This window comes from Chryseobacterium lathyri, assembly GCF_030812195.1.
Classification (GTDB): domain Bacteria; phylum Bacteroidota; class Bacteroidia; order Flavobacteriales; family Weeksellaceae; genus Chryseobacterium; species Chryseobacterium lathyri_A.
Genome location: NZ_JAUSSF010000002.1, coordinates 606,353 through 629,919 on the forward strand (window position 1 = coordinate 606,353; position 23,567 = coordinate 629,919).

Genomic DNA, 23,567 nt, shown 5'->3' on the forward strand with positions numbered 1-23,567 from the left:
TGAACAGCAAAAACACATTCGAAGCCCTAAAAGATGTTGATAATATTTCCCGGGTTCTTTATGCCGGTAAAGGAGGTTTGTCATATTTTTTTATTTTATGGTTTGTAAATAGCGGTGGGAGAAATCACCGAAAGTCTCTTCTTCATTTCTCTGTTCTGAATAGATTCCGAAAAGCTGGTCAAGGGTTTCTATGATCTCTTCTTCGCCAATGTTTTCCCTGAATTTTGTATTCAGGCGCATTCCGAGCCTGTCACCACCGATATGAAGGTTATATTTGCCATACGCTGTCCCTACAAATCCAATTTCAGCATTGGGCGATCTTCCGCAGCCATTAGGACAGCCGGTCATTCTGATGGTAATATCTTCATTCTGAAGCCCGTATTTTTCAAGAACAGGTTCTATCTTAGTGACTAAAGAAGGCAAATAGCGCTGAGCTTCTGCCAAAGCCAATGAACAGGTATTCAATGCTACACACGCTACCGAGTTTTTACGCAGGGCACTGGATTCATCAGTATAAGTGGATATTCCTGATTCTTTAAGCAGGGATTCAATTTCAGCTTTATCTTCTTCGAGAATATCAGAAAGGATGAGGTTTTGATTGCAGGTAAAACGGAAATTAGCCTTTCCTGTTTCAGCAATTTTCAATAACCCTGATTTTAAAGGATATTCCTCTGTATCAAGCACGCGTCCGTGTTCTACGAATAAAGTATAAAACCATTTTCCTTCATGGTTCTTTACCCAGCCATAGCGGTCTTTTCTCTGCTCAAACTTAAATTCCCGGACTGGTTCAAAATTGAAACCGCACCTTTTTTCTACTTCAGTTCTATATCCATCAATGCCAAGCTTGTCTATTGTATATTTTAATCTGGATAATTTCCTGTCACTTCTGTTCCCGAAGTCACGCTGTACCGTGATAATTTCATACACCGCCTTTAATACTTTCTCTTCTGTATCTACAAAGCCAAGAAGAGATGCCAGGCGGGCATAGGTCGCTTCATTTCCATGTGTGGCACCCAATCCTCCACCAGCAGCAATATTATAGCCTGCAATTTTATCATTTTCAATAATGGCAATCAGTGCGATATCATTAATAAAAACATCTACATCGTTATTGGGAGGAACGGCAATTCCAATTTTCAGCTTTCTGGGCAGATATCTGTCCTGGTATAAAGGGTCTTCCTCAGCTTTTCTGTCAACAACCAATTCGTCATCGATCCACAGATCGTAATAGGATTTTGTTTTGGGCAGGCACATTTCGCTTATTTTTGCTGCCAATTCATAGGCTTCCTGATGCAAAGGCGATTCGGAAGGATTTGAGGTACAGGTTACGTTTCTGTTCACATCCCCGCAGGCCGCGATAGAATCCAGATGCCGGAGATTGAAGCTCTGAATGGTAGGTTTTACATGAGATTTTAAAATCCCGTGCAGCTGAATGGTCTGGCGTGTGGTTATTTTAATGACCCCAGTGGAATGTTCTCCTGCAATTTCATTAAGCCCACTCCATTGTTCAGGGGTTAGAAAACCTCCCGGAAGCCTGAGTCGTATCATATAGGAGTACAGCCATTCCAGTTTTTTCTTTATTCTTTCTTCGCGTCTGTCCCTGTCATCCTGCTGATACATTCCGTGAAATTTGATGAGGGTTTGATCATCTTCTCTGATGGCTCCTGTGAAATCATCCAAAAGGCTTTCCTTTAAGGTTCCCCTAAGTCCGTTACTGCTGGTTTTGATCCTTTCCACAGGGGAAAGGTTATTTTTATCTGTCATATTTTATCCATTTACAATTTAGTACACATCTTTTACATATCTGCCGCTGAGTTCTAAGTCTTCAAGGTAGGCATAAGCTTCTTCCAGGCTGTGCTTTCCTTTATCCTGCAGAATGTCCAGAATGGTTTTTTCAACATCTTTACTCATGGGATCCCTGGTTCCGCAGATATAGAGGGACGCTCCGCTTTCCAGCCAGTGATATACTTCCTGTGCTTTTTGCTTCAGCCTGTGCTGAACGTATATTTTTTCGGAAGTGTCTCTGGAAAAGGCCAGATCGAGATGATTTAGAGTCCCTGTTTTCAGAAAGTCTTGGATTTCGGACTGATAAAGAAAATCTGAAACAAAAGTCCGGTCTCCGAAAAAGAGCCAGTTTCTTCCTTCTGCTCCAATGGCATCGCGCTCGTACAGAAAAGACCTGAAAGGGGCAATTCCAGTTCCGGGACCAATCATAATGATATCTTTATCTGGCTTGGGAAGTCTGAAATGTTTGGCTTCCTGAATATAAAATTCAAGGTTTTCTCCTTCCTTAAATTCAGCAAGGAAACTGCTGCAGAGCCCGTTCTGCTTTTTATCATTAATAAAAAATTCAGACTTCGCCACGGTGATGTGAATTTCGGTATCTCCATGAGCTTCAAGGGATGAAGAAATGGAATATAAACGTGGTGACTGGCCTGTTAAAACAGGAATAAGCTGTTCAAATTCATCGGCATTTTTCACCGGATAAATTCGCAGCAAGTCAAGAAGACTTAATCTTACTTCAGGAATATGATGTCCGGTGATCTGTGCATATTGAGCGACTGTATTTTTAAGCAGATAGCTGATATTAAGGTGTTTGTAGAGAAGTTCTTCTGCACTGTCCGTAATTTTTGCTGTTTTGATCTGTTTCTGAGGGTCGATCCCGGTAAGGCTAATGATCTCATCCACTTCATGTTTCGGGTTGAAGGCGATAACTCCCAATGCATCACCCGGGCTGTAGATTAAAGGTTCTTCTGTTTCTATTTCAATGTGATAGGTTTCTTTATCAGACCCTACATCATTTAAATTGATGATTGTCGAAATTTTTCCATGGTATTTTTTTCTTCCGGTTGATATTTTGGGACCAACCGTACTTTTCTGGCTGCTTTCTTTCGTTTTATCAGCAATATCCAGAATATGTTCGGCCCAGGCATGAGCTTCTTCTTCGTAATCAATATCACATTTTTTTAAAGGAAGAATACGCTGTGCTCCCAGTATTTCAAAACGGGAATCGATGTCCTCACCAGTTTTGCAGAACAGAGGGTAACTGCTGTCGCCCAAAGCCAGAACTCCAAACTTTAAATTACTGATATCCAAATCGTTTTCATGAAGGTAATCGTAAAACTTCTTCGCAAGAATAGGCGGCTCCCCTTCTCCCTGGGTGCTGATGATGATAAAGAAAAGGTCTTCTTTGGCAAGGTCTTTCGGCTTATACTGGGAAAGGTCCGCCAGCTTTACCTGAATACCTTTTTTCTTGATGATTCCCGCAAGTTCTACAGCCAGCTTTTTGCTGTTACCTGTTTCAGTACCATAGGCCAGGGTAATTTTCTTTGCAGAAACCGTTTCGGGATGAGCAGCAAGAGGAAGTATCTCCTGTATTGCAGCAGAAGAGCCTGCAAGACCCGCCAGAAAGCCGCTGGCCCAGATAGCTTCATCTCTTGAAAAACCTCCGGATATTTCTTTAAGGGCTTTTAATTTAGTTTCAGACAGCATATTCGAATAGGTTTTGATTGTTTGACACCAAAGTTCCGTTAGTTACAGATTTAAAGTAAATCCCTTCCTGTATAGGTGTTTTCAGCCAGGAAAAATCCAGGTGCAGGTTCACCACTTTACCGATAATAACCAGTGATGGGGATACAAAGTCTTTATTTGCAAAGTTTGTATGAAAATCTTCTAGGGATGAGGTGTATACTTTCTGATAAGGTGTGGTAGCCTGTTCAATGACCGCAATCTTTTTATCACCTGTTTTTCCCAATGCTAAAAATTTATCTACCAACCCATTCAGGTTTCCTTTAGACATATAAAAAACAAGGGTATCTTCTGATGTTCCAAGTTCTTCCCAGTATTCATCACTGAGAATTTCTGTTTTATAATAGGTTAGAAAACGGACTGATGTGGCATAACCTCTAGCAGTTAAAGGTATCCCAGCATAAGCTGCTGCACCTGAAGCCGCTGTAATACCCGGTATAATTTCAAATGAAATATGATGTTCTTTGAGCGCCTTCAGTTCGTCCAGAACATTGGAAAAGAAAGATATATCTCCTCCTTTAAGCCTTACCACGATCTTTCCTTGAGAGGCATAGTCAACGATTAATGTATTGATCCGGGACTGCGGTGTAGAGGCATTTTTACTGCATTCTTTTCCGACATAAATAATTTCGGTTTTTTTATTGGCGTAACGGGCTAATATTTCCGGGCTTACAAGACGGTCACATAGGATAACGTCAGCTACAGCAATGGCTTTTACAGCTTTTACCGTGATGAGATCAGGGTCGCCGGGTCCTGCACCTACAAGGAAAACTTGTGGTGAATTATTATTTTGTTTCATTTTTAATCTTTTTATTAGAGGCTCTTAGAACAGTCCTTCGATGGACAGATATCTTTCGCCCGTATCATAGTTTACCGTTAGAATGGTAGATCCTTCAGGAATTTCAGGCAGCTTTTTTGCTACTGCTGCTAAAGCTGCTCCTGTGGAAATCCCAACGAAAAGGCCTTCTTTTTTAGCGGCATTTTTTGTGTATTCAAAAGCTTCATCTTTAGTGATCTGAACAATTTCATCTAAGATAGCGGTATCAAGTATGGAAGGAATAAATCCGGCACCCAAACCCTGCAGCGGATGCGGAGCGGGAGCACCTCCACTGAGTACGGGGGACAGTTCGGGCTCAACAGCAATTACTTTGATATTGGGAAACTTCTGCTTAAGTACCTGTGCAATTCCGGTGATATGTCCTCCGGTTCCGACTCCGGTGATAAGGTAGTCTAATCCCTCCGGAAAGTCTTTGAGGATTTCCTGGGCGGTGGTTTCAACGTGTACTTTAACATTAGCCGGATTGTCGAACTGTCTCGGGATCCATGAATTCGGGGTTTCTTTTGCTAATTCCTCCGCTTTTTCAATGGCTCCTTTCATTCCTTTTTCTCTGGGGGTCAGAACAAATTCTGCTCCGTATGATTCCATAATTTTACGGCGTTCCAAACTCATGCTTTCCGGCATCACGAGAATCAGCTTATAATTTTTTACAGCGGCTACCAGGGCAAGCCCAATTCCTGTATTCCCGCTTGTAGGTTCTATGATAACACTGTCTTTATTCAAAAGTCCTTTAGATTCGGCATCTTCAATCATGGATAGAGCTATTCTGTCTTTGATGCTTCCGCCAGGATTAGCTTTTTCCATCTTGATCCAGACTTCATGCCCGGCATCAAAAAGTTTATTAATTTTTACGACCGGGGTATTTCCGATGGTTTCTAGTGTGTTTTGGAACTTCATACCTATTCAATTTTATGTTATTTTTGCTGTTTATATCACAAATGTTAAAGATTCAGGAAGAGGTCCGTTATCTTTTATTTTTATTTCACTTTTATTATAGACTAAGGAATTGGAAGGTACATTTTGGGTGACCCACACATTTCCTCCGATGACGCTGTCTCTTCCGATGGTTGTATCTCCTCCTAAAATGGTCGCTCCTGAGTAAATGATCACATGGTCTTCAATATTGGGATGCCTTTTCTCATTGGCTTTATCTTTTGAAACATTTAACGCTCCGAGCGTTACTCCCTGATACAGTTTCACATGATTCCCTATTACTGTGGTTTCCCCGATCACGATCCCGGTTCCGTGGTCAATAAAGAAATGGTCACCAATGACCGCACCGGGATGAATGTCTATTCCCGTCCTGCTGTGCGCATATTCTGAGATTACACGCGGCAGCGTTTTTACTTTTTGAATCCAAAGCTGATGCGAAATTCTATAGACATAGGTCGCAAAAAACCCGGGATAAGAAAGAAGTATCTCTTCCAAAGACTCTGTTGCAGGATCAAATTCCAGGATAGATTCAGCATCAAGAATCAACTTGTCATAAATAACAGGCACGGCCAGAAAAAAAGTATGGGTCTGCTGTTCGGCGGAAACCTCATCGGCCGCTGTACTTCCCATTAAGTCCAAAAGAAGCTTACTCAGTTCCTGAAATTCATACTGGAGCTGACCGCCTGTGTTGATCTGTTTTGGAAGAAACAGGACATTATACAGCTCTGTAACAAAATTTTCCATTTTGTTCTGATCAAAGAACCGGGTGGAACTGATCTGCTTTTTTTCAAGAATCTTCTTAATAAAATGATCTGGTATCTTCATTTTTTACTGAATTATACAGGCCGCAACAGTGGCATTGGATGTCTCATCTACGAGAATAGCGGATCCCGTTTTTTTATTGCTTATAAAATCATCAAATACTAAAGGCTGTGCTGTCCGTATCGTTACTTTGGCAATTTCATTGAGCTTTATATCCTCTTCAGCCGTTTCTTTTTCCAGTGTATTGACATTGATCTTATAATCGACCTGTTTTACTACGGCTTTTAACTGTCTGCTGTGATGCTGCAATAAATATTTATTGCCCGGCTGCATGGTCTTATGATCAAGCCAGCACAGTAGTACTTCTATTTCTTTTTCAACATTGGGAAGGTCTTCTGCCGAAGTAAAGAAATCTCCTCTACTCACATCTATATCATCTTTGATCTGGATGACAACAGACTGTCCTTCAAATGCTTCCTGCACCTCAGCTCCATTAACTTCTATTGCAGAAATTTCTGTGATAATCCCTGCCGGAAGTATGGCTATTTTATGGCCTTTCTGAAAACTGCCGCTTACGATCTGCCCGGCATAACCGCGGTAATCATGTAATTCTTCGGTCTGCGGGCGGATGACATACTGCACCTGAAAACGGCTGCCGCTGTTCTGCTCCTGATCAAGCTGTACTTCTTCCAGATATTCAAGAAGAGAGCTTCCTTTATACCAGTCTGTAACAGGAGATAAAGAAACAATGTTATCCCCTTTTAGCGCAGAAATGGGGAAATAGGTAACATCATTCAAACCTAATCCTTCTGCAATCTTAGAATATTCAGCTTTTATGGTTTCAAAAACATCTTCTGAATAATCGACCATATCCATTTTATTAATGGCAACAGCTACTTTTTTCAGCTTAAGTAATGAGGCAATAATGGAATGTCTCCTCGTCTGCTCAATAACTCCTTTACGGGCATCGATAAGGATGACCATAAGATCTGAATTAGAAGCCCCGGTAATCATGTTTCGGGTGTACTGAACATGACCCGGAGCATCTGCAATAATAAATTTTCTTTTTGATGTCGAAAAATATCGGTAAGCGACATCAATGGTAATTCCCTGTTCTCTTTCTGCACGGAGCCCATCCGTTAAAAGAGCAAGGTCTACCCCATCATCGTTTTTGTTTTTAGAGTGTTTTTCAAGTACTTCCAGCTGATCCTGTAAAATACTCTTGCTATCGTAAAGCAGTCTACCAATGAGGGTACTTTTACCGTCATCTACGCTTCCTGCTGTTATTAATCTTAATATATCCACGTTTTTTTATTTATAAGTGATAAATGATGATTGATAAATGATGAGTAATGAGTCATTGGTAATAAGTAATAGTAAGCTTTTGATTTATTGCTTATTACTCATTGCTCATTACCTATTAGAAATAGCCTCCTTTTTTTCTATCTTCCATGGCTGCTTCGGTAACGCGATCGTCAATCCTGGTCTCTCCTCTTTCCGAAATTCTGGTGGCCACAATTTCTTCAATCACCCTGTCAACGGTAGCCGCTTCAGATTCTACGGCTGCGGTGCAAGTCATATCGCCTACGGTGCGGTAACGGATCCTTTTTGTTGTTACGATGTCACTTTCCTCCAGTACGGCAAACTCAGAATTAGCAATCCACTGCCCATTAAGGTCTACGACTTCTCTTTCGTGAGAAAAGTAAATGGATGGCAGATCTATATGCTCTCTGCGGATATAGTTCCAGACGTCAAGTTCTGTCCAGTTGCTTATCGGGAAAACCCTTACATTTTCACCTTTATGGATTTTACCATTGAAAATATTCCACAGCTCTGGTCTTTGAAGTTTCGGGTCCCACTGTCCGAATTCGTCTCTTACAGAAAATATTCTTTCTTTAGCCCGGGCCTTTTCTTCATCTCTCCTTGCTCCGCCGATGCATGCATCAAATTCAAATTCTTCAATTACGTCAAGCAGTGTAAAAGTCTGAAGCCAGTTACGGCTCGGAAACTTCCCTTTTGGTTCTGTCAGTTTTCTTTTCTGAATGGTATCTTCCACTTTCCGTACAACCAGATCCACATTCAGTTCTTCGGCCAGCTGATCTCTGAAGCTTAACACTTCCGGAAAATTGTGTCCGGTGTCGACATGTACAAATGTAAAAGGGATCTTTCCGTGAGGAAATGCTTTTGCTGCCAGATGGGCCAGAACAATACTGTCTTTTCCACCACTGAACAGTAAAGCCGGACGTTCAAACTGTCCTGCCACCTCCCTCAGGATGTAAATGGACTCGGACTCTAACTGATCTAAATAATTTAATTGATATAATGACATAGTATATTTTTTATTGATGAACATGTAAGCCGCATTCTTTCTTATCTGCATCCTCCCACCACCAACGGCCGGCTCTGAAATCTTCTCCTTCTTTAATGGCTCTGGTGCAGGGCTCGCATCCGATGCTTACAAATCCTTTTTTATGGAGGTAATTATAAGGCAGCTGATGGGTCTGAACATATTCTGCCACCTGCTGTGTAGTCCAGTGAAGAATGGGATGAAATTTAATGATCTGATGATCCGGATCCCATTCCAGCTGCGGCATCTGCCCTCTGCCTGCGGAGTGTTCTGAACGCAATCCCGTTATCCAGACTTTGTATCCCTGAAGAGCTTTTTTCAGAGGCTGCACCTTTCTGATATTACAGCATTCTTTTCTTTTTTCCACAGACTGATAAAAGGAATCCGGCCCGTTTTCCGAGACGAATTTCTGCAACGCTTCCGGATCCGGATAATATGCTTTGATGTTCTTTTTGAAAAAAGCCCTGGATGAGGTCCAGGTTTCATAGGTCTGTTCAAAAAGTCTTCCCGTATCGAGCGTGAAAATATCAATATCAAGGTTTTTTATCAGGTGGTTCACAACCTGATCTTCATAACTGAAGCTGGTAGAAAATATAACTTCTCCTGGAAATTTTTCTGCCAGAATCTGCAAAAAATCGGCATTTAAAACACCTGTAGAGGCATTTTCAAGTAGGTTATTAAATTCTATTTTCAGAGTATTTTCCATGTTGAATTGAAATTAACTTCTGCAAATATATATAAATCCTATTTATCCTACCAAATTAGTAGGATATAAAAATTAAAAAAAATTTCAGCTGTTTTTTATAAAGGAAGTAAGGGTAGCTTCCATCATGCTTTTCCTGGTTTTTTCTCTGACAATGATCAGTTCATTTCTAAGATAGCATGTCGCCTCATCAACACAATCGTCACAAGGCTCATAGAAATTCAATGAAATACAGGGAGTTAACGCAATCGGACCTTCAAAAATACGGTAGATATCTGCCAGTGAGATGTCATCAGGCGACTTCAGGAGATAATAACCGCCTGTTGTTCCCTGCTTACTGTTGACCAGTTTAGCCCTTTTCAGCTCAAGAAGAATCTGTTCTAAAAATTTTTTGGAAATATTCTCATCCTGTGCAATAATAGCAGTCGACAAAAACCCCTGATTGTAGTTTCTTGCCAATCTGACCATTGCTTTCAAAGCATATTTGCAACGTTTGGACATCATAATTGATGCAAGTTATAACAATTTATTTGATTATCGAAATCACGATCTGGAATTGAAAAACGGAAGCTCTTTTACGGGTTGAAATATGCCAGAAAGATGGTCTAAATTTTAGATTTGAAAAATTTACATTGTATATTTGTTGGAAATTTATGATCGATGAGTATAATAGAATTCAACCCATTGTGGAAAGAGAAATTGCTGAACCGTTTTCTCGCTTATGTAAAGATATATTCAACCAGTGATGCGGAAAGCGAAGCAACCCCTTCTACTCCACGCCAGTGGGACATTGCAAACTATATTGCTGAAGAACTGAAAACGATCGGTCTGGCAGATGTTTCCATTGATGACAACGGTTATATTATGGGCTATGTTCCTTCTAATTTAGAGAATAACGACAGGCCGACAATCGGGTTTATCTCACATTATGACACTTCTCCGGATTTCAGCGGGGAAAATGTAAAGCCTCAGATTTGGGAAAACTATGACGGTGGTGATCTCCTTTTAAATGAAACTACCGGATTCACTCTGTCTTCTTCAAAATTCGAAAGCTTAAAAAAATATATCGGGCAGACGCTTATTACTACGGACGGAAATACGCTTTTAGGTGCTGATGATAAAGCGGGCTGTGCAGAAATTGTAACGGCCGCTGAATATCTTATTGCACACCCAGAAATCAAGCACGGAAGAATTGCTGTAGGTTTCACTCCTGATGAAGAGATCGGAAGAGGTGCCCATAAATTTGACGTGGCTAAATTCGGTGCAGAATGGGCCTATACCATGGATGGGAGCGAAGTGGGAGAATTGGAATATGAAAACTTCAATGCTGCAGGGGCTGTGGTAAAAATCCACGGATTGAGCGTTCACCCGGGGTATGCTTACGGAAAAATGGTGAATGCGGGTCTTTTAGCCGCTGAATTTGTCCAGATGCTTCCTGCGAATGAAACTCCGGCTACAACCAGAGGTTTTGAAGGATTTTATCATTTAATGGATATTACAGCTGATATTTCTGAAGCTAAGCTTCAATATATCATCCGTGATCATGATGAGGAAAAATATGAAGCCAGAAAAAAATTCATGGAGGAAAAAGTAGCTGAATTCAATCAGAAATATGGTGAAGGAACTGCTGAAGTGGAAATAAAAGAGCAATACAGAAACATGAAGCAGCAGTTTGAAGGAAAAATGCACATCATAGACCTTGCTGCAAAAGCTATGAAAGAAGCGAATATTGAGCCTAAAATAAAGGCAATCCGAGGAGGAACAGACGGAGCTCAGCTATCTTATATGGGGCTTCCATGTCCAAATATTTTCGCAGGAGGAATGAACTTCCACGGGCCTTACGAATACGTTGCCCTGGAGAGTATGGAGAAAGCAGTTGAGGTGATCATTAATATTGTAAAAGCTTAATAGATAATGAAAAGACTCTTAGCATTAGTATTCATCATATCTTTTGTCTTCAGCCAGGCACAGATCTCTGAATTTGATAAAGCCGATTCCCGCTATGAAAGAAAGAAAAAGGCTCTGTACAAAAAATACCCTAAGCCTAATGATTTAAAAACTAAGCAAGAGTGGCTTCTTACTGAGGAGAAAATAACGGCATACAAAAATGCTTTAGAGAAAATCTCTGAGGAAGAAAAGAAAACGATAAAGGATGTTCCGCCCCCTATAGCTCCCAAGATTACTAAAGAAGCTGAATATGCAACGGGAAAGGCTTCGTTTCAAAAGCTTTTAAACGAAGCTGTAGACCTCAGCTTCCTGAATTTTGCAGTTAATCCTTATAAAATAACTTTAAAGTTCACCCTGGACTCTAAAGGGAATGTATATCATGTGAAAGTGAAGGGCAATAATGAAGATGTAAATGCATTTATAGAAGCAGGTGTTCACCGTATTAAGGATAAGGGCAAATGGAAGCCCGCAGAATCGAACGGGCGGCCGGTACTTTCTGTAGTCAGTCTTCCTTTACAATTAAATTTCAGTAAATAATACTCAGACCCGTTGTATAGACAGCGGGTTTGTTATTTCATACCATTTAAAATAAGTTTAACCTCTATTATTTCTCTTATTGATGAAAAATAAATATTTTTTTTGACTATATTTACCTACACATCAAACTTTTAACCTTAAAAATCAATTATTATGAGAAAAATGAAAAAACTTATGAGAAAGGATCTGTCGACGATTCTCGGTTCCGGAATAAGCGGATGCCACATGAATGGTGATTCTGCGTATTGCTGGACAGACTGTGAATGTACCTTCGGAAAAGCCTGTGAGATGGATGATGACGGAAACCCGGGAAGATGTATTGCCGTAGGTGGAGGAAATCCAGGCGGAGGCGGTACAGGCGGATGTATACCCCCAACTATTTGTGAAGAAGAGCCATTTTAACGGACATTCATCGGAAGGTAGATCTTCCGATTTTTTTTTATTCTTTTTCAAATAAAAACAGAGTCTTATCCAAGCATCTCTGCCGTTCATCAAATAAAATTTCATTGCCTCCTACATAGTTGTTGTTTTGCATCAAATTATTACAGCAATTTATGAAACAACAAATTTTAGCATTCAGCTCACTTTTATTATGCATCACCTGTTCGGTTGAAACCAAAGCACAGCAAACTCCAGCTTTCCATATTGGAATAAAAGGTGGAGCAACCTACACAAAAACATCAACGGAGTCTTCTGCATTGGAGGGAAAATATGGCTTTGGATATCAGGGAGGAATTATGACAAGAATGGATATTGGAAGCCTCTATGTGCAGGGGGAAGCTTTATTCAACAAAAGAAAGACTTCTTACAATTCCAAAGACGGAAGCTCTCCAAAACTGACCTGGAACTCTATTGATCTCCCGATAGTAATTGGTTATAAATTTGTAAATACTAAGGATTTTAATGTAAGAGCATTTGCCGGAGGCGTCTATAGCTATGCTTTCAAAAACAATCTTTCAACATCCAAATCATTGAAGGAAGGTTTTAAAAGCTTTGATAAATCAAACATCGGAATTACTGGAGGTATTGGGATAGATTATAAAAACTTTACAGCGGACCTCAGGTACGAAACAGGACTTACAAGCATCAGTAAGGAGTTTAAATCTAAGCCCAACGGCTTTAGTCTCGGGATAGGCTATTTCTTATTCTAAAAACTTAAATTATCTTTACTTATTAGAAACTGTGCCCCTGCAGTTTCTAATTTTTTATAACTCTACTTTATTTCTCCATGACTAAACCATTTATTTTAAGAGAATATATTTTTATTATCATTTTCTGGCTTGTATTTGCCGCCGCAGTATATATTAATTTACAGGCTACTTCTGATAAGGTTTCATCCATCTATCAGACTATTGCCCTGGTAGTTACCTCATTTTTTCTGACTCATTTTCTTACGACAAAACTTCTTCCGAAAGCCTTACGGTCAAAAAAAATGAAGCTATTTCTAATCCATGTCACAGGATCCGTTCTTTTATTAAGCTTTATTTATTCCCTGATCTTTACATATATTGAGATCAATTCAAAAAACCAACTTCCTGATCATTTTATTGATCATCTTCCTTTTTTATGGCAGGGATTCTATCTTGCTCTTCCCGCCTCATTTCTCATCAACGGATCTACCTGCGGCATCAAATTTTACCAGGAGCATGGAAAAATAGAACGGGATCATATTCTTCTTCAGCAGGCTCATTTAGAAAATCAGCTCAAGCTGCTGCAGGATCAGATCAACCCTCATGTGGTTTTCAACATTTTAAATCATATCCATATTTTAATGAAAACAGATACGAAACTTGCTGATTATCTGCTCCTCAAATTTTCAGATATTCTTCGTTACCAGCTCTATCACTGCAGCCAGAGCCTGGTTCCGCTGGATAAGGATATTGAACATCTGCAGAATCTGGTAGAAGTTGAAAAATTAAGATGGGGAAATGAGCTGGAAGTAAATGCGGACTGGAATACCGGAAATAACAGATCATTTATTGCCCCTCTCCTTCTGGTTCCATTTATCGAGAACGCATTTAAGTATGTTTGCAGACTGCCTGGCCACAAGGGCTATGTAAAGATTTCCTGTATAGAGAAAGACAGTTTTCTTTTGTTTTATGCCGAAAACTCTTATTCAGAACCGGCAACTTATAAAAAGAAAGACGGTTCCGGCGGAATTGGTCTTCAAAATGTACAAAAGCGTTTGAAATTACAGTACCCGAATGCTCACGAACTTACCATTGTGGCAGCCGATAATGTATATAAAGTAACTTTAACCCTACAATTATCTGACAATAATGAGCAGTAATATCCCTAAAATGAAATGCCTGATCATCGATGACGAGCCTCTGGCCAGGTTTCACCTCAAAGAGCTGGCTGACCAGATCGATTTTTTATCCGTTGAGGGTACGTGTGCCACAGCACTGGAAGCCGATGCAATAGTAAAGGAAAAGGAAATTGATCTTCTTTTTCTGGATATTAATATGCCCTATTTAAGCGGTCTTGAATTCCTCGAACAGCTTGAAAATCCGCCTTTATGCATTCTCACAACCGCCTATTCCGAATATGCCCTGGAAGGTTACCGGCTGCAGGTTGTGGATTATCTTCTGAAACCCATTGCCTTTAACCGTTTTTACCAGGCCGTGAACAAGGCGCAACAGCAGTTTATTGTTTCTGAAAAGATGAAGAAGAACTCTCCTTTTGATGATCCTTTTCTGTATGTAAGACAGTCTGATACCTTCATAAAAGTCTCCTGGGTAGATATTCTTTATATTGAAAGTATGCAGAACTATACGAAACTGCATTTTAAAGACAAGTTTTTAGTCATTCATCAGACCATGAAAGCCATTGAAGAATCCCTGCCGTCAGAACATTTTTTCAGGATTCACAAATCTTTCCTGGTCAATATCACCCATATCGATATGATTTCAGGGGGACGACTTTACATCAATAAAACAGAGCTCCCTATTTCCCGCACCCGAAAAGAGGAATTGCTCAATCAGGTGGTTTATAAGAAGCTTATCAGCAAGTAACCAGGAAATGAAGAGGGAGGCGGATTTCCTTCTTCCGTTTCCATCCTACCTTAATTCCTTAAGGTAAGTTCCATCTCAGTGATACGGCTGCATAAAATGTGCTGGCAAACTTGGGATCATCCATCTTTTTTTCTTTGAAAATACTTTTGATCTTCCTGTCGTTCTCATTGAAGCTCCTCAGCAGGACTGTTCCTCCTGTAAGGCGGAGACTCAGCTTATCATTCAGCTTCAGTTCCGGCCTGATTCCGGCTGTGATCTGTTGGTAGCCCAGCAACATTGATTTTCCGTCTTTGTTTCTTTCTACCGTCATCCCACTAAGGTTTACAACAGCCTTTAAAGCGAATCTGTTTGAAAATAGGTAGCCTGCTTCCATTCCTTCCGGGAAGTTGATGTTGAATTTAATTTTGCCATTTGTTTTCCAGTCGAAATAGATCCACGGCAATATCATAGGAACTCCAAACGCAGTTGTCAACACAGGCCCTCCCCCCAAAGCCAGATTAGGATTGAAATGCCTAATAAATAATATGCCTCCCTGTCCGAGAATATCGTCGGAACTTATCTGCTCCAGATCTGTATAAACCCCTACTGTGGCTGTCATCATCATGCTCCATTTTTTTCCTAATGGTCTTATATGCTGGATTCCGGCTTGCGCATTTAGCATTTGATCAGGAAACAGCTGCTTTTCATAGTCCTTATGAGCCATTTTCGCGTATGATCCGCTAAGTAAAAGTGACCAGGCCTTCACTTTACCACTGCTGTCTTTTTTTACGGACAATGGAATGCTGAGGTTAAGATCAGCTCTTTTAAAGTTACTTTTAGAATTGGTTTTCACACTGTCTTCGGGGCGGATGTACCTGGAAAAAGGGATATATTCAGTCTTAAGCTCTCCTGATATTCCGGATTGTCCACTGACCCAATATCCGAGCAGGCAGAAGGATACTGCTAAAAGATTTCTCTTCATAATTTAAATTTTATGCAAAGAGAGACTTTTAAGGAACGGACACAAAAATTACTTGATTAAGTGCTCAAATGATATGACCAAACGGAAAAATATCATGATAATAGACAAATCGTACTTTATCGTATGTAAGATGAAACCTGCTAGAATTTCATTATACTAAGGTTTTTTTCTTAAATGAACGGCAAATAAACCAAGCTGCAACGAATGCGATGCCTGAACACAGAAGATGATCAAAGAAGCGAAGGTGATACTTCGTATCATAGTATTACTGATAAATTCTTTATTAGAGATAATTGTTTTCAGGTGGTGTTTAATCTTTTTCCCTCTCTGTGTGGTCCGGCATTGGTCAGCTTTTTTAATATTATTCAGCTAAACAAAAACCACAGCAAAAAAGAGCTGCGGTTTTCTACAATATTCAAATTAAATATAGTTCTATCTATTTTTGCTGGCTGTTTAAAAAAGCATCCCAGCCTTGTGCCGTAAGCGGAACTAGCTGATTGGAGCCTCTTGCTACCATATAGTTCCCTTCTTCATTGTCTACCGCATGACCAATGATCGTAAAATCAGGATGATTCTTAATCTTATCAAAATCATTTGGAGAAATGGTGAACAATAATTCATAATCTTCACCACCGCTTAATGCAGTCATAACAGGGTTAAGGTTCATTTCGTCCGCCGTGGAAATCGTGAGACTGTCCATCGGGATTTTCTCTTCATAAAGTCTGAATCCGGTTTTCGACTGGTCAGAAAGGTGCAGAATCTCAGAAGCCAGACCGTCAGAAATATCGATCATTGAAGTCGGTTTGATATCCAATTCCTCCAGGATGGCTTTAACGTCTGTTCTAGCCTCAGGCTTAAGCTGTCTTTCAAGGATATAATCATAGCCTTCCATTTCAGGCTGCATATCTGGGTTAGCGAGGAAAACAGCATGTTCTCTTTCAAGGATCTGAAGTCCCATATAAGCCCCGCCCAGGTCTCCGCTTACCACCAGGAGGTCATTCGGTTTTGCCCCACTTCTTTTTATGATATTCTCCTCATTCTCAATACCTACGGCAGTAATACTCATTACAAGTCCGGAATTAGAACTTGTGGTATCCCCGCCTATCAGATCGACCTTATATCTTGTACATGCAGCCTGAATCCCTGAATAAATCTCTTCCAAAGCTTCTACCGGAAAACGGCTTGATACAGCCATAGAAACCAAGATCTGTGTCGGCACAGCATTCATTGCTGCAATATCGCTGAGGTTTACTACAACAGCCTTATAGCCTAAATGCTTTAAAGGGACATAGCCTAAATTAAAGTGAACTCCTTCTGCAAGGACGTCCGTTGTAAGAACAACTCTTTTGTTTCCAGGATTGATAACCGCCCCATCATCTCCGACTCCAAGTTCCGAAGACTCGTTGGATAGTGGAAAATGTTCAGTCAAATGTTTTATAAGACCAAATTCTCCTAATTTGGAGATCGGCGTCAGTTCCTGTGATTTATCTTCAAACATAATTTTTTTGTATTAATGTCCAGTGTAAAATGTAATGATGACATTCAACCGTGAACTTTGAATTAATTGAATTCTGCCGGATCTACATTATCAGGCTGGAAAGGCAGCTTTTTGAAGTCTTCCCTGCTCATCACTATGGTTTCGGGGCTTTTGTACTTATTCATTGCCTCTACCACATCATCCGGTGGGGTTGTCATTTTTCTCAGCATCATGTCGATCCACACCCCTGTAGCCTCTGCAGTGGCACAGTGCACTCCGTCCGGCGTATAGAATTTATGGAGAAATCTGTAGATGGAAGAGTCTTCCGAGCATCCGTCGATTTCAAGACTTACGATAACCGTCTGGTCGGCATAGATTTCCTTAAAAAAGGAATATCTTTCATGCAGGATTACAGGTCCTATTCCCCATCTGCTTAACTGGGTAACGCCCATTTTCTCTTTGGTCATAAAGGCCATTCTCGACTGGGCACAATACTGTACATATGATGAATTGGCTAAGTGCTTGTTGGCATCAAGATCACTCCAGCGTACTTCGAATTTATGGTAAAAAATCATGTAAAAGTTGTTTTTAGTATGATTAAATTATATTCTTCAAAATTACTCAAATAAGATGGTTTATAAAAATTGTACTTTTGAAAAAATAATCTTCAGCATAGGATTACCATTACATGAAACAGATCATCATTATCGGAGGCGGTGCGGCAGGCTTTTTCTGCGCATCGAACCTTGACGAAAAAAAATATAAAATCACCATCCTTGAACAGAACTCGGAGGTGCTTCAGAAGGTAAAAATCTCCGGAGGTGGACGTTGCAATGTGACCCACGCCTGTTTTGATCCAAGGGAACTGGTTCAGTTTTATCCAAGGGGAAATAAGGAACTGCTGAGCGTTTTTACTAAATTTCAGCCAGGAGATACCATGGATTGGTTTGACCAGCACAGCGTACCTTTGAAAATTGAAAACGATAACCGCGTTTTTCCGGAAAGCAATTCTTCGCAGACCATTATCAATACTTTCCTGAATGAAATTCAGAATAAAAAGGTAGAGGTCAAAACAAAATGTTCCGTTAAAGAAATAGAAAAGCAGGATGAAAAATACCTTGTCAAAACAAGTTTAGGCGATTTTCTAGCAGATTATATTGTCTATACAACGGGAAGTTCACCAAAATCTCTGAAGATCGTTGAAAATCTGGGTCATAAGATCGTGGATCTTGTTCCGTCGCTTTTTACTTTCAATATTAAAGATGAGCTGCTACAGGACATTCCGGGAACAAGCTTTGAAAATGCTGAAATCTCAATTCCTGCCTTAAAAACTGAAGAGAGCGGGCCTCTACTGATCACACACTGGGGGCTTTCGGGACCCGCAGTTTTGAAAATTTCTGCATGGGAAGCGATAAGCCTCGCGAAAATAAAGTATCAATTTGAAATTGAAGTGAATTTTATTTCAAAATCTATGGATGATGCTGAAGAAATTTTCCAGAGTTTTAAACAGTCAAATCCTAAGAAAACGATCGGGCAGGCGAAGATCTTTGATATTACCAACCGGTTCTGGCAGAAAATATTAACCGTTTCACAGGTTGATCTTAATAAGCAGATCTCTAATATTTCAGGGAAAGAAATGCAGAAGGTTCTTGAAAACCTGTGCAGCAAAAAGCTGAAAGTAAGTGGAAAATCTACTTTTAAAGACGAGTTTGTAACCGCCGGAGGTGTTGATTTAAAGGAAATTAACTTCAAAAACATGTCCTCCAAGCTTCTCCCGAATTTTTACATTGCAGGAGAAGTCCTGAACATTGATGCGGTGACGGGAGGGTTTAATTTTCAGGCATGCTGGAGTGAAGGATGGCTTATTGCACAAAATTTAAATAATTTATCGTGATGAAAAAAATATCAATACTATTTTTGCTTTTAGGAGCTCAGCTGGCCTTTTCACAGGCCTCAACAAAAGAAAAGACACCAGAGCAGCCGAGTGCACTTGATTCTGTTGTCTCTCCACTTCTTGAAACAGACATTCCTGCTGAGTTTCCTGGTGGAATGACAGCATTAAGAGGACATATCTCATCTGAATTTGACCATTCCAGGCTTAATGGCTCAGGAAAACTGAAATCTGTTACAAAATTCCTGATTCATGCTGATGGCAGTATGAATTCCATTTCAACAATAGGCGATGACCCTTCCATGAATAAAGAAATGACCCGTGTGATTAAGAGGATTAAAACAAAATGGAAGCCGGCCATGCGTAACGGCCAACCTATTAAAACCTGGTATGAAATTCCTATGAGTATAAGTATTTAAAGATCAGCAAATTTTAATAAAATGCTTGCCATTAAAAAAAATATTCCTCTTTTATTAAAAACCCTTTTGATGCTTGGGTTTGGATATTTCTTTTGGTTAATGCTTAAAATTACGCTGGAATATGTTCCTTTTAATCCCAATGTGAGCTTTCTGATGATCAAACAGACAGAAGTTCAGGACAGACCGGAATATCTTCCTTTTTTCTATACGCACGTCTACACAAGTATTTTTGTGTTGCTTTCTGGATTTCTGGCCATCCTGCGAAAGGATTTCAGCATAAAGAACTTTCATAAAAATATGGGTAAGATCTATATTTTTCTAATTCTGATCCTGGCCGCGCCGTCGGGAATCTATATGGGATTTTTTGCTAACGGAGGCTTTTTATCTAAAATCTCGTTCATTATTTTAGGAACCCTTTGGTGGTTTACTACTTATAAAGCCTACCAATCAGCAAGACAAAAACGGTTTAAAGAACACAAGCAGTGGATGTGGCGAAGCTTTGCGCTTACTTTATCTGCCCTTACCTTGCGAATCTGGAAAGTTATTATCGTATATTTATTCCACCCAAGCCCTATGGATGTCTACCAAATCATCGCATGGCTGGGCTGGATTCCCAATATCCTTTTGATTGAATATTTAATTACAAAAAAACATATATGAAAACTCTAAATTACACCCTTGCTTCCATACTCGCAGTTTCTCTTCTGAGCTGTAAGAAGGATGGAAAGATGAACGAAACGGGAAAAGATTCTGTGATCGCTAAAAAAGATTCTGCAGTAATTCCTGAGATTTATAAAGAATATTACGGAATTTATACCGGGGATTTTGCTGGAATGGAAAAAATAGTGGATGAAACCGACGGTTCTGAATATGAAAGCAGCATCAATAAAAGAATTTCTCTAAAAATCAACAGGATTACCAAAGACAGTGTCTATGGACAAAGTATTGTAAATGGGAATCAACGACCGTTCAGGGGTATTTTTAATGAAAGTACAAAATCCTTTGTTCTGGATGAGCCTGGAAATGATAAAACAGACGGCAGGTTTGAAGTGAAATTAAGCGGCGACAGCATCACCGGAAAATGGAATGCCTTCAATAAAACTGCAGTAAAGTCCCCTTTAAAAACCATTAAGCTTTCAAAAAAAGATTTTGTATATAATCCGAACTTTATGCTGGATAAGGACTCTGATCTCGTCGACTGGTCCAATCCAAAGGATTTTGTAGAAAAATATACGGATGAAGAAACCGGAAAGACGGAAAGCTATACGACTTCTAAAAACAGGGTAGCTTCTGAAGCTATTTTTAATTTGAATGCATCGAAGCAAAAGCTATCTGAAAAAGACCTTAAAAATTTACGGAAAATAGATCTTGAGATCATCAAAAATTCTGTTTTTGCAAGGCATGGCTATTCTTTCAAAAAGGAAACCTACAGGTATTTCTTTGAGCAGACGGACTGGTATATTCCTGTTTCAAATAATGTTGATAAAGAACTTTCTCCAATGGAAAAGGAGAATGTAGCTTTGCTTAACCGCTTTATAAAATATGCGGAAGATAAATATGACAGCTTTGGAAGATAAGATTTACTCTATGAAAAAATATTTGCTTTTTATTCTGTTATTCTGGACTGTTTCTATTGCTGCCCAGAGAGATTCAACTGTAATTCCAGATCTAAAGCCATCGGTAGATGCAGAACCCGGGCCATCTCAGATTGCGGCGTTTCCTGGCGGGCACCAGGCATTTGTAAAGGAAATTTTAAAGAATTTCCGGACCTCTCCATTGGTAAAAGCAGAGATTATGAAAGCTAAAGCCGTTGCTACTTTTATTGTAGATGCAGAAGGAAATATGGTAGATATTCAAATAGAATCCTATGAATATAAAATGGTAAGAGATGAATTTTTAAGAGCCCTGAAAATGATCAAAACACAATGGATTCCCGCGGAACAGAATGGCAAAAAAGTCCGGAGCATCATGAGGCAGCCTTTGGTATTCAGCCTGCAATAGTCTGCTTCTTTTTTTTTGATTGGGTAATCTTCAGCCCAAGGAAGAGCAATAAACATCCTGCAGCATAGCACAGAATATCTATCCAGGAGAAAGAATTTCCGATGACAATATACATCAGGCTTCCAGGACGGAAGCCTAATTTTTCTGCGACAGTAAAGTATTGCGCAAATTCTACGATACAGGAAAACCCTAAGATCCAAAGGATAAGCTTTTCATCATTCATCTTCACAAAGGTTTTAACAAATGTGTATAGGAGCATAACGACTATAACGTCACCGAGGTAGGCTCTGATAAAGAAAATATGTGCCAGTTTTGTAGCAATAAGGACTTCTATAAGAAAGATAGCAATAGTAAGAAGAAGATATTTAAGACTGAATTTAAATTCCATGTTGTGTTAAGTTTTGGCTAAAGCCTTTAATGGCTGGTTTCTGTCTGCGCGGGCTAAAGCCCATCCCTATTGAATGAATAAAATCTCATTCAAATCTCGGTCATAAAAAATCGGCGTTCAATGAGCACCGATCTATATAATTCTAAGGCAAATATATTATTTCTTTACTTTGATTGTGCATCCTATAGCTACAGTTTTCGTCATTTTCACCGGCTCCCCTTTGATCAAGGCATTTACAGCATCCTGAACGTAATATTCAGATACATCATTTGGATTTTCGTAATTGTTGTCGATGGCTCCGATATATTTCACGATATTTTTTCCGTTTTCTTTCTGAAGAATAAAAACATGGGGTGTTTTTGTAGCTCCGTAAAGTGGGTATATCTTTTGTCCTTCGTCTACCAAATACGGAAAAGTAAATCCTTTCTGTTTTGCTCTTTCGATCATCTGTTTGTAACCGTCTTCCGGCTGTACATTAGGGTCATTCGGATTAATGGCAATAACCGGATAGCCCTGATCTTTGAATTTTTTATCCAGCTCCACGATCCTTTCTTCGTATTTTTTTGCGTACGGACAATGGTTGCAGGTAAAGATTACTATAAATCCTTTTGCACTTTGAAAATCGCTTAAAGAAACCATTTTACCGTCAATATTCTTCAGCTTAAAATCAGCGGCCTCATCTCCAACTTCATATCCTTTTACAAAAGCATTTGCAGATGTATTTTGAGAAGCGTTTGCTTTATCACCTGTTGTTGTAAAACTCAAAAGCCCGAGCCCGGTAATAAATACAGCCATTAAAATTTTCAGATTTTTCATATGATATTTTTTATTTTAAATTATTGTCGATGGTCTTTTCCAGGTCTTCTTTGCTCATTTCGCCATCATTGAAATGCACTTTTTCTCCATTTTTATAGAAGATCGTCACCGGAATATTTCCGTCCCAGTCTTTTTCAAACCTTGGAATCCATGTATTCATTCTTTTAATATCATCCAGCAGAATCACTTCAGCTGTAAGATTTTTATTTTTTATGAATTTCAAGACTCTTTCTTTATCCACAAGCCTGTCCAGTGAAACCAAAATCATTTTAAAGTTTGGCTGATCTTTCAATTTATTATTGATCTCCATAAAATGCGGTAGTTCCTTTACACAAGGGGCGCAGGTAGTCGCCCAGAAATTGACAACCAGCAACTTATCATTATCCTTTTGCATACGCTTTTCAAGATCCTCGTATTTCATAATGGAAACTTCTGTCTGCTGTGCACCCAAAACAGCAAAAGATACAAAAAGGATGAATATGCTTAATAGTTTCTTCATGCTTAAAATTAGTAAATGCTTTCCTTTTCTTTAAGTATCAATCTGTTAAACTTTGTTAATAATTTTTAAGTTTTTATCACCATCTATAGAATTATATAAAATAAAATGTAAATTAGCTATGACCAAATTAAAATTATTATGAAAAAATCAAATCTTCAACCAAGAAAGCTTTCAAAAAAAGAATTGAAAGAAATCAGTGGAGGCTTCAGACCTGTATGTCCAAGAGTCGTAAGCTGCATTGATCCGGTTACCGGAGTAGAACTGTATGGCGTTTATGGTATTCAGGATGGATACTGCTGTTAAGAACTTAAATTAACTACAAAATAGTTGGTATGAAAAAATCAAACTTTCAAAGCAGAAAACTTACAAAAAAAGAGTTGAAAGAGATCAACGGAGGAGCTTCATGCGCTGAAGGCCTGTGTAAACTCAGAGGGGTGCCCAGCCATTTCATGATCATTGGACCGAGAGGAAGTGACGGATATTGCTGTTAACCGCTATAATAAAAA

At 39.4% G+C, this 23,567-nt stretch carries 28 protein-coding genes; 13 read left to right on the forward strand and 15 right to left on the reverse strand.

Annotation, left to right across the window (positions count from 1 at the left end):
- Window positions 1-90: 90 nt before the first annotated feature.
- From cysI to J2T03_RS12915, 9 genes are all read right to left on the reverse strand, one after another.
- A complete protein-coding gene (cysI, locus tag J2T03_RS12875; protein WP_307211593.1) occupies window positions 91-1,764 on the reverse strand; it encodes an assimilatory sulfite reductase (NADPH) hemoprotein subunit in 1,674 nt (557 codons plus the stop codon).
- Window positions 1,765-1,782: 18 nt separating this feature from the next.
- Window positions 1,783-3,492: a diflavin oxidoreductase gene (locus J2T03_RS12880; protein ID WP_307211596.1), complete on the reverse strand. Its 1,710-nt coding sequence runs from the start codon at window positions 3,490-3,492 to the stop codon at window positions 1,783-1,785.
- Window positions 3,482-4,327, reverse strand: a complete 846-nt coding sequence (cobA, locus tag J2T03_RS12885; RefSeq protein ID WP_307211598.1) for a uroporphyrinogen-III C-methyltransferase — start codon at window positions 4,325-4,327, stop codon at window positions 3,482-3,484. The genes J2T03_RS12880 and cobA overlap by 11 nt, the downstream gene beginning before the upstream one ends.
- Before the next feature lie 24 nt (window positions 4,328-4,351).
- Window positions 4,352-5,263, reverse strand: coding sequence for a cysteine synthase A (gene cysK / locus J2T03_RS12890; protein ID WP_306840908.1), 912 nt, complete (start codon window positions 5,261-5,263; stop codon window positions 4,352-4,354).
- A 30-nt stretch (window positions 5,264-5,293) separates the two neighbouring features.
- Window positions 5,294-6,124: a serine O-acetyltransferase EpsC gene (epsC, locus tag J2T03_RS12895; protein ID WP_307211600.1), complete on the reverse strand. Its 831-nt coding sequence runs from the start codon at window positions 6,122-6,124 to the stop codon at window positions 5,294-5,296.
- Window positions 6,125-6,127: 3 nt separating this feature from the next.
- Window positions 6,128-7,366: a sulfate adenylyltransferase subunit 1 gene (locus J2T03_RS12900; RefSeq protein WP_307211602.1), complete on the reverse strand. Its 1,239-nt coding sequence runs from the start codon at window positions 7,364-7,366 to the stop codon at window positions 6,128-6,130.
- A 115-nt stretch (window positions 7,367-7,481) separates the two neighbouring features.
- On the reverse strand, window positions 7,482-8,390 hold the full coding sequence (gene cysD, locus J2T03_RS12905; protein ID WP_307211605.1) for a sulfate adenylyltransferase subunit CysD: 909 nt from the start codon (window positions 8,388-8,390) through the stop codon (window positions 7,482-7,484).
- 10 nt (window positions 8,391-8,400) lie between these two features.
- On the reverse strand, window positions 8,401-9,114 hold the full coding sequence (locus tag J2T03_RS12910; protein ID WP_306840913.1) for a phosphoadenylyl-sulfate reductase: 714 nt from the start codon (window positions 9,112-9,114) through the stop codon (window positions 8,401-8,403).
- An 84-nt stretch (window positions 9,115-9,198) separates the two neighbouring features.
- Entirely contained in the window at window positions 9,199-9,615 is a 417-nt protein-coding gene (locus J2T03_RS12915) for an RrF2 family transcriptional regulator (protein ID WP_306840914.1), read from the reverse strand.
- 156 nt (window positions 9,616-9,771) lie between these two features.
- On the opposite strand from J2T03_RS12915, the gene pepT reads away from it, so the two are divergent.
- The 6 genes from pepT to J2T03_RS12945 all read left to right on the forward strand — a co-directional run bounded on the left by pepT (window position 9,772) and on the right by J2T03_RS12945 (window position 14,609).
- Window positions 9,772-11,019, forward strand: coding sequence for a peptidase T (gene pepT / locus J2T03_RS12920; RefSeq protein ID WP_306840916.1), 1,248 nt, complete (start codon window positions 9,772-9,774; stop codon window positions 11,017-11,019).
- 6 nt (window positions 11,020-11,025) lie between these two features.
- Window positions 11,026-11,595: an energy transducer TonB gene (locus J2T03_RS12925; protein WP_307211607.1), complete on the forward strand. Its 570-nt coding sequence runs from the start codon at window positions 11,026-11,028 to the stop codon at window positions 11,593-11,595.
- A 153-nt stretch (window positions 11,596-11,748) separates the two neighbouring features.
- Complete coding sequence (locus J2T03_RS12930) at window positions 11,749-11,997, forward strand: hypothetical protein (RefSeq protein ID WP_307211609.1); 249 nt, start codon at window positions 11,749-11,751, stop codon at window positions 11,995-11,997.
- Between the two features lie 152 nt (window positions 11,998-12,149).
- A complete protein-coding gene (locus J2T03_RS12935; RefSeq protein WP_307211612.1) occupies window positions 12,150-12,746 on the forward strand; it encodes a porin family protein in 597 nt (198 codons plus the stop codon).
- A gap of 77 nt (window positions 12,747-12,823) precedes the next feature.
- Window positions 12,824-13,885 (forward strand): sensor histidine kinase, encoded by a 1,062-nt coding sequence (locus J2T03_RS12940; RefSeq protein WP_307211614.1) that lies wholly within the window; start codon window positions 12,824-12,826, stop codon window positions 13,883-13,885.
- The gene (locus J2T03_RS12945) at window positions 13,875-14,609 is read left to right on the forward strand and encodes a LytR/AlgR family response regulator transcription factor (RefSeq protein ID WP_306840925.1); all 735 of its coding nucleotides are present in this window, start codon (window positions 13,875-13,877) and stop codon (window positions 14,607-14,609) included. The genes J2T03_RS12940 and J2T03_RS12945 overlap by 11 nt, the downstream gene beginning before the upstream one ends.
- Before the next feature lie 58 nt (window positions 14,610-14,667).
- Here the strand turns inward: J2T03_RS12945 and J2T03_RS12950 are convergent, their stop codons facing one another.
- From J2T03_RS12950 to J2T03_RS12960, 3 genes are all read right to left on the reverse strand, one after another.
- Complete coding sequence (locus tag J2T03_RS12950) at window positions 14,668-15,570, reverse strand: DUF6268 family outer membrane beta-barrel protein (protein WP_307211616.1); 903 nt, start codon at window positions 15,568-15,570, stop codon at window positions 14,668-14,670.
- Window positions 15,571-16,006: 436 nt separating this feature from the next.
- Window positions 16,007-17,068, reverse strand: coding sequence for a thiamine-phosphate kinase (gene thiL, locus J2T03_RS12955; protein ID WP_307211618.1), 1,062 nt, complete (start codon window positions 17,066-17,068; stop codon window positions 16,007-16,009).
- A gap of 62 nt (window positions 17,069-17,130) precedes the next feature.
- Window positions 17,131-17,622 carry an acyl-CoA thioesterase gene (locus J2T03_RS12960; RefSeq protein WP_306840928.1) on the reverse strand — a complete coding sequence of 164 codons (492 nt, stop codon included), beginning with the start codon at window positions 17,620-17,622 and terminating at the stop codon, window positions 17,131-17,133.
- 113 nt (window positions 17,623-17,735) lie between these two features.
- Between J2T03_RS12960 and J2T03_RS12965 the strand changes: the two genes are divergently transcribed.
- From J2T03_RS12965 to J2T03_RS12985, 5 genes are read left to right on the forward strand one after another with little or no spacing between them, the layout of a single operon-like run.
- The gene (locus J2T03_RS12965) at window positions 17,736-18,941 is read left to right on the forward strand and encodes an NAD(P)/FAD-dependent oxidoreductase (protein ID WP_307211621.1); all 1,206 of its coding nucleotides are present in this window, start codon (window positions 17,736-17,738) and stop codon (window positions 18,939-18,941) included.
- A complete protein-coding gene (locus J2T03_RS12970) occupies window positions 18,941-19,357 on the forward strand; it encodes an energy transducer TonB (RefSeq protein ID WP_307211624.1) in 417 nt (138 codons plus the stop codon). The genes J2T03_RS12965 and J2T03_RS12970 overlap by 1 nt, the downstream gene beginning before the upstream one ends.
- 21 nt (window positions 19,358-19,378) lie before the next feature.
- Window positions 19,379-20,017 (forward strand): DUF2306 domain-containing protein, encoded by a 639-nt coding sequence (locus J2T03_RS12975; protein ID WP_307211626.1) that lies wholly within the window; start codon window positions 19,379-19,381, stop codon window positions 20,015-20,017.
- Entirely contained in the window at window positions 20,014-20,934 is a 921-nt protein-coding gene (locus tag J2T03_RS12980) for a YARHG domain-containing protein (protein WP_307211628.1), read from the forward strand. The genes J2T03_RS12975 and J2T03_RS12980 overlap by 4 nt, the downstream gene beginning before the upstream one ends.
- A 10-nt stretch (window positions 20,935-20,944) precedes the next feature.
- Window positions 20,945-21,358, forward strand: coding sequence for a hypothetical protein (locus J2T03_RS12985; RefSeq protein WP_306840938.1), 414 nt, complete (start codon window positions 20,945-20,947; stop codon window positions 21,356-21,358).
- On the opposite strand, the gene J2T03_RS12990 is transcribed toward J2T03_RS12985, so the two are convergent.
- The 3 genes from J2T03_RS12990 to J2T03_RS13000 form a co-directional block, all read right to left on the reverse strand.
- Window positions 21,345-21,746: a ribosomal maturation YjgA family protein gene (locus J2T03_RS12990; protein WP_306840940.1), complete on the reverse strand. Its 402-nt coding sequence runs from the start codon at window positions 21,744-21,746 to the stop codon at window positions 21,345-21,347. The genes J2T03_RS12985 and J2T03_RS12990 overlap by 14 nt on opposite strands.
- A 156-nt stretch (window positions 21,747-21,902) precedes the next feature.
- Complete coding sequence (locus J2T03_RS12995) at window positions 21,903-22,562, reverse strand: thioredoxin family protein (protein WP_306840942.1); 660 nt, start codon at window positions 22,560-22,562, stop codon at window positions 21,903-21,905.
- Window positions 22,563-22,572: 10 nt separating this feature from the next.
- Entirely contained in the window at window positions 22,573-23,061 is a 489-nt protein-coding gene (locus J2T03_RS13000) for a TlpA family protein disulfide reductase (protein ID WP_307211629.1), read from the reverse strand.
- A 138-nt stretch (window positions 23,062-23,199) separates the two neighbouring features.
- Between J2T03_RS13000 and J2T03_RS13005 the strand changes: the two genes are divergently transcribed.
- Together J2T03_RS13005 and J2T03_RS13010 are read left to right on the forward strand one after the other, a co-directional pair.
- Window positions 23,200-23,364: a bacteriocin gene (locus tag J2T03_RS13005; protein WP_111954095.1), complete on the forward strand. Its 165-nt coding sequence runs from the start codon at window positions 23,200-23,202 to the stop codon at window positions 23,362-23,364.
- A gap of 29 nt (window positions 23,365-23,393) precedes the next feature.
- Entirely contained in the window at window positions 23,394-23,552 is a 159-nt protein-coding gene (locus J2T03_RS13010) for a bacteriocin (protein WP_223557943.1), read from the forward strand.
- Window positions 23,553-23,567: the final 15 nt, after the last annotated feature.

Bases quoted from the DNA above. Each gene is read 5' to 3' on its own strand.
- cysK (WP_306840908.1), bottom strand. From the start codon at position 5,263: ATGAAGTTCCAAAACACACTAGAAACCATCGGAAATACCCCGGTCGTA.
- J2T03_RS12940 (WP_307211614.1), top strand. From the start codon at position 12,824: ATGACTAAACCATTTATTTTAAGAGAATATATTTTTATTATCATTTTC.
- thiL (WP_307211618.1), bottom strand. From the start codon at position 17,068: ATGTTTGAAGATAAATCACAGGAACTGACGCCGATCTCCAAATTAGGA.
- epsC (WP_307211600.1), bottom strand. From the start codon at position 6,124: ATGAAGATACCAGATCATTTTATTAAGAAGATTCTTGAAAAAAAGCAG.
- J2T03_RS13005 (WP_111954095.1), top strand. From the start codon at position 23,200: ATGAAAAAATCAAATCTTCAACCAAGAAAGCTTTCAAAAAAAGAATTG.
- cobA (WP_307211598.1), bottom strand. From the start codon at position 4,327: ATGAAACAAAATAATAATTCACCACAAGTTTTCCTTGTAGGTGCAGGA.
- J2T03_RS12945 (WP_306840925.1), top strand. From the start codon at position 13,875: ATGAGCAGTAATATCCCTAAAATGAAATGCCTGATCATCGATGACGAG.
- J2T03_RS12975 (WP_307211626.1), top strand. From the start codon at position 19,379: ATGCTTGCCATTAAAAAAAATATTCCTCTTTTATTAAAAACCCTTTTG.
- cysI (WP_307211593.1), bottom strand. From the start codon at position 1,764: ATGACAGATAAAAATAACCTTTCCCCTGTGGAAAGGATCAAAACCAGC.
- J2T03_RS12950 (WP_307211616.1), bottom strand. From the start codon at position 15,570: ATGAAGAGAAATCTTTTAGCAGTATCCTTCTGCCTGCTCGGATATTGG.
- J2T03_RS12930 (WP_307211609.1), top strand. From the start codon at position 11,749: ATGAGAAAAATGAAAAAACTTATGAGAAAGGATCTGTCGACGATTCTC.
- J2T03_RS12990 (WP_306840940.1), bottom strand. From the start codon at position 21,746: ATGGAATTTAAATTCAGTCTTAAATATCTTCTTCTTACTATTGCTATC.
- J2T03_RS13000 (WP_307211629.1), bottom strand. From the start codon at position 23,061: ATGAAGAAACTATTAAGCATATTCATCCTTTTTGTATCTTTTGCTGTT.
- J2T03_RS12925 (WP_307211607.1), top strand. From the start codon at position 11,026: ATGAAAAGACTCTTAGCATTAGTATTCATCATATCTTTTGTCTTCAGC.
- J2T03_RS12960 (WP_306840928.1), bottom strand. From the start codon at position 17,622: ATGATTTTTTACCATAAATTCGAAGTACGCTGGAGTGATCTTGATGCC.
- J2T03_RS13010 (WP_223557943.1), top strand. From the start codon at position 23,394: ATGAAAAAATCAAACTTTCAAAGCAGAAAACTTACAAAAAAAGAGTTG.
- J2T03_RS12915 (WP_306840914.1), bottom strand. From the start codon at position 9,615: ATGATGTCCAAACGTTGCAAATATGCTTTGAAAGCAATGGTCAGATTG.
- J2T03_RS12980 (WP_307211628.1), top strand. From the start codon at position 20,014: ATGAAAACTCTAAATTACACCCTTGCTTCCATACTCGCAGTTTCTCTT.
- J2T03_RS12995 (WP_306840942.1), bottom strand. From the start codon at position 22,562: ATGAAAAATCTGAAAATTTTAATGGCTGTATTTATTACCGGGCTCGGG.
- J2T03_RS12935 (WP_307211612.1), top strand. From the start codon at position 12,150: ATGAAACAACAAATTTTAGCATTCAGCTCACTTTTATTATGCATCACC.
- J2T03_RS12970 (WP_307211624.1), top strand. From the start codon at position 18,941: ATGAAAAAAATATCAATACTATTTTTGCTTTTAGGAGCTCAGCTGGCC.
- J2T03_RS12880 (WP_307211596.1), bottom strand. From the start codon at position 3,492: ATGCTGTCTGAAACTAAATTAAAAGCCCTTAAAGAAATATCCGGAGGT.
- J2T03_RS12965 (WP_307211621.1), top strand. From the start codon at position 17,736: ATGAAACAGATCATCATTATCGGAGGCGGTGCGGCAGGCTTTTTCTGC.
- J2T03_RS12985 (WP_306840938.1), top strand. From the start codon at position 20,945: ATGAAAAAATATTTGCTTTTTATTCTGTTATTCTGGACTGTTTCTATT.
- cysD (WP_307211605.1), bottom strand. From the start codon at position 8,390: ATGTCATTATATCAATTAAATTATTTAGATCAGTTAGAGTCCGAGTCC.
- pepT (WP_306840916.1), top strand. From the start codon at position 9,772: ATGAGTATAATAGAATTCAACCCATTGTGGAAAGAGAAATTGCTGAAC.
- J2T03_RS12910 (WP_306840913.1), bottom strand. From the start codon at position 9,114: ATGGAAAATACTCTGAAAATAGAATTTAATAACCTACTTGAAAATGCC.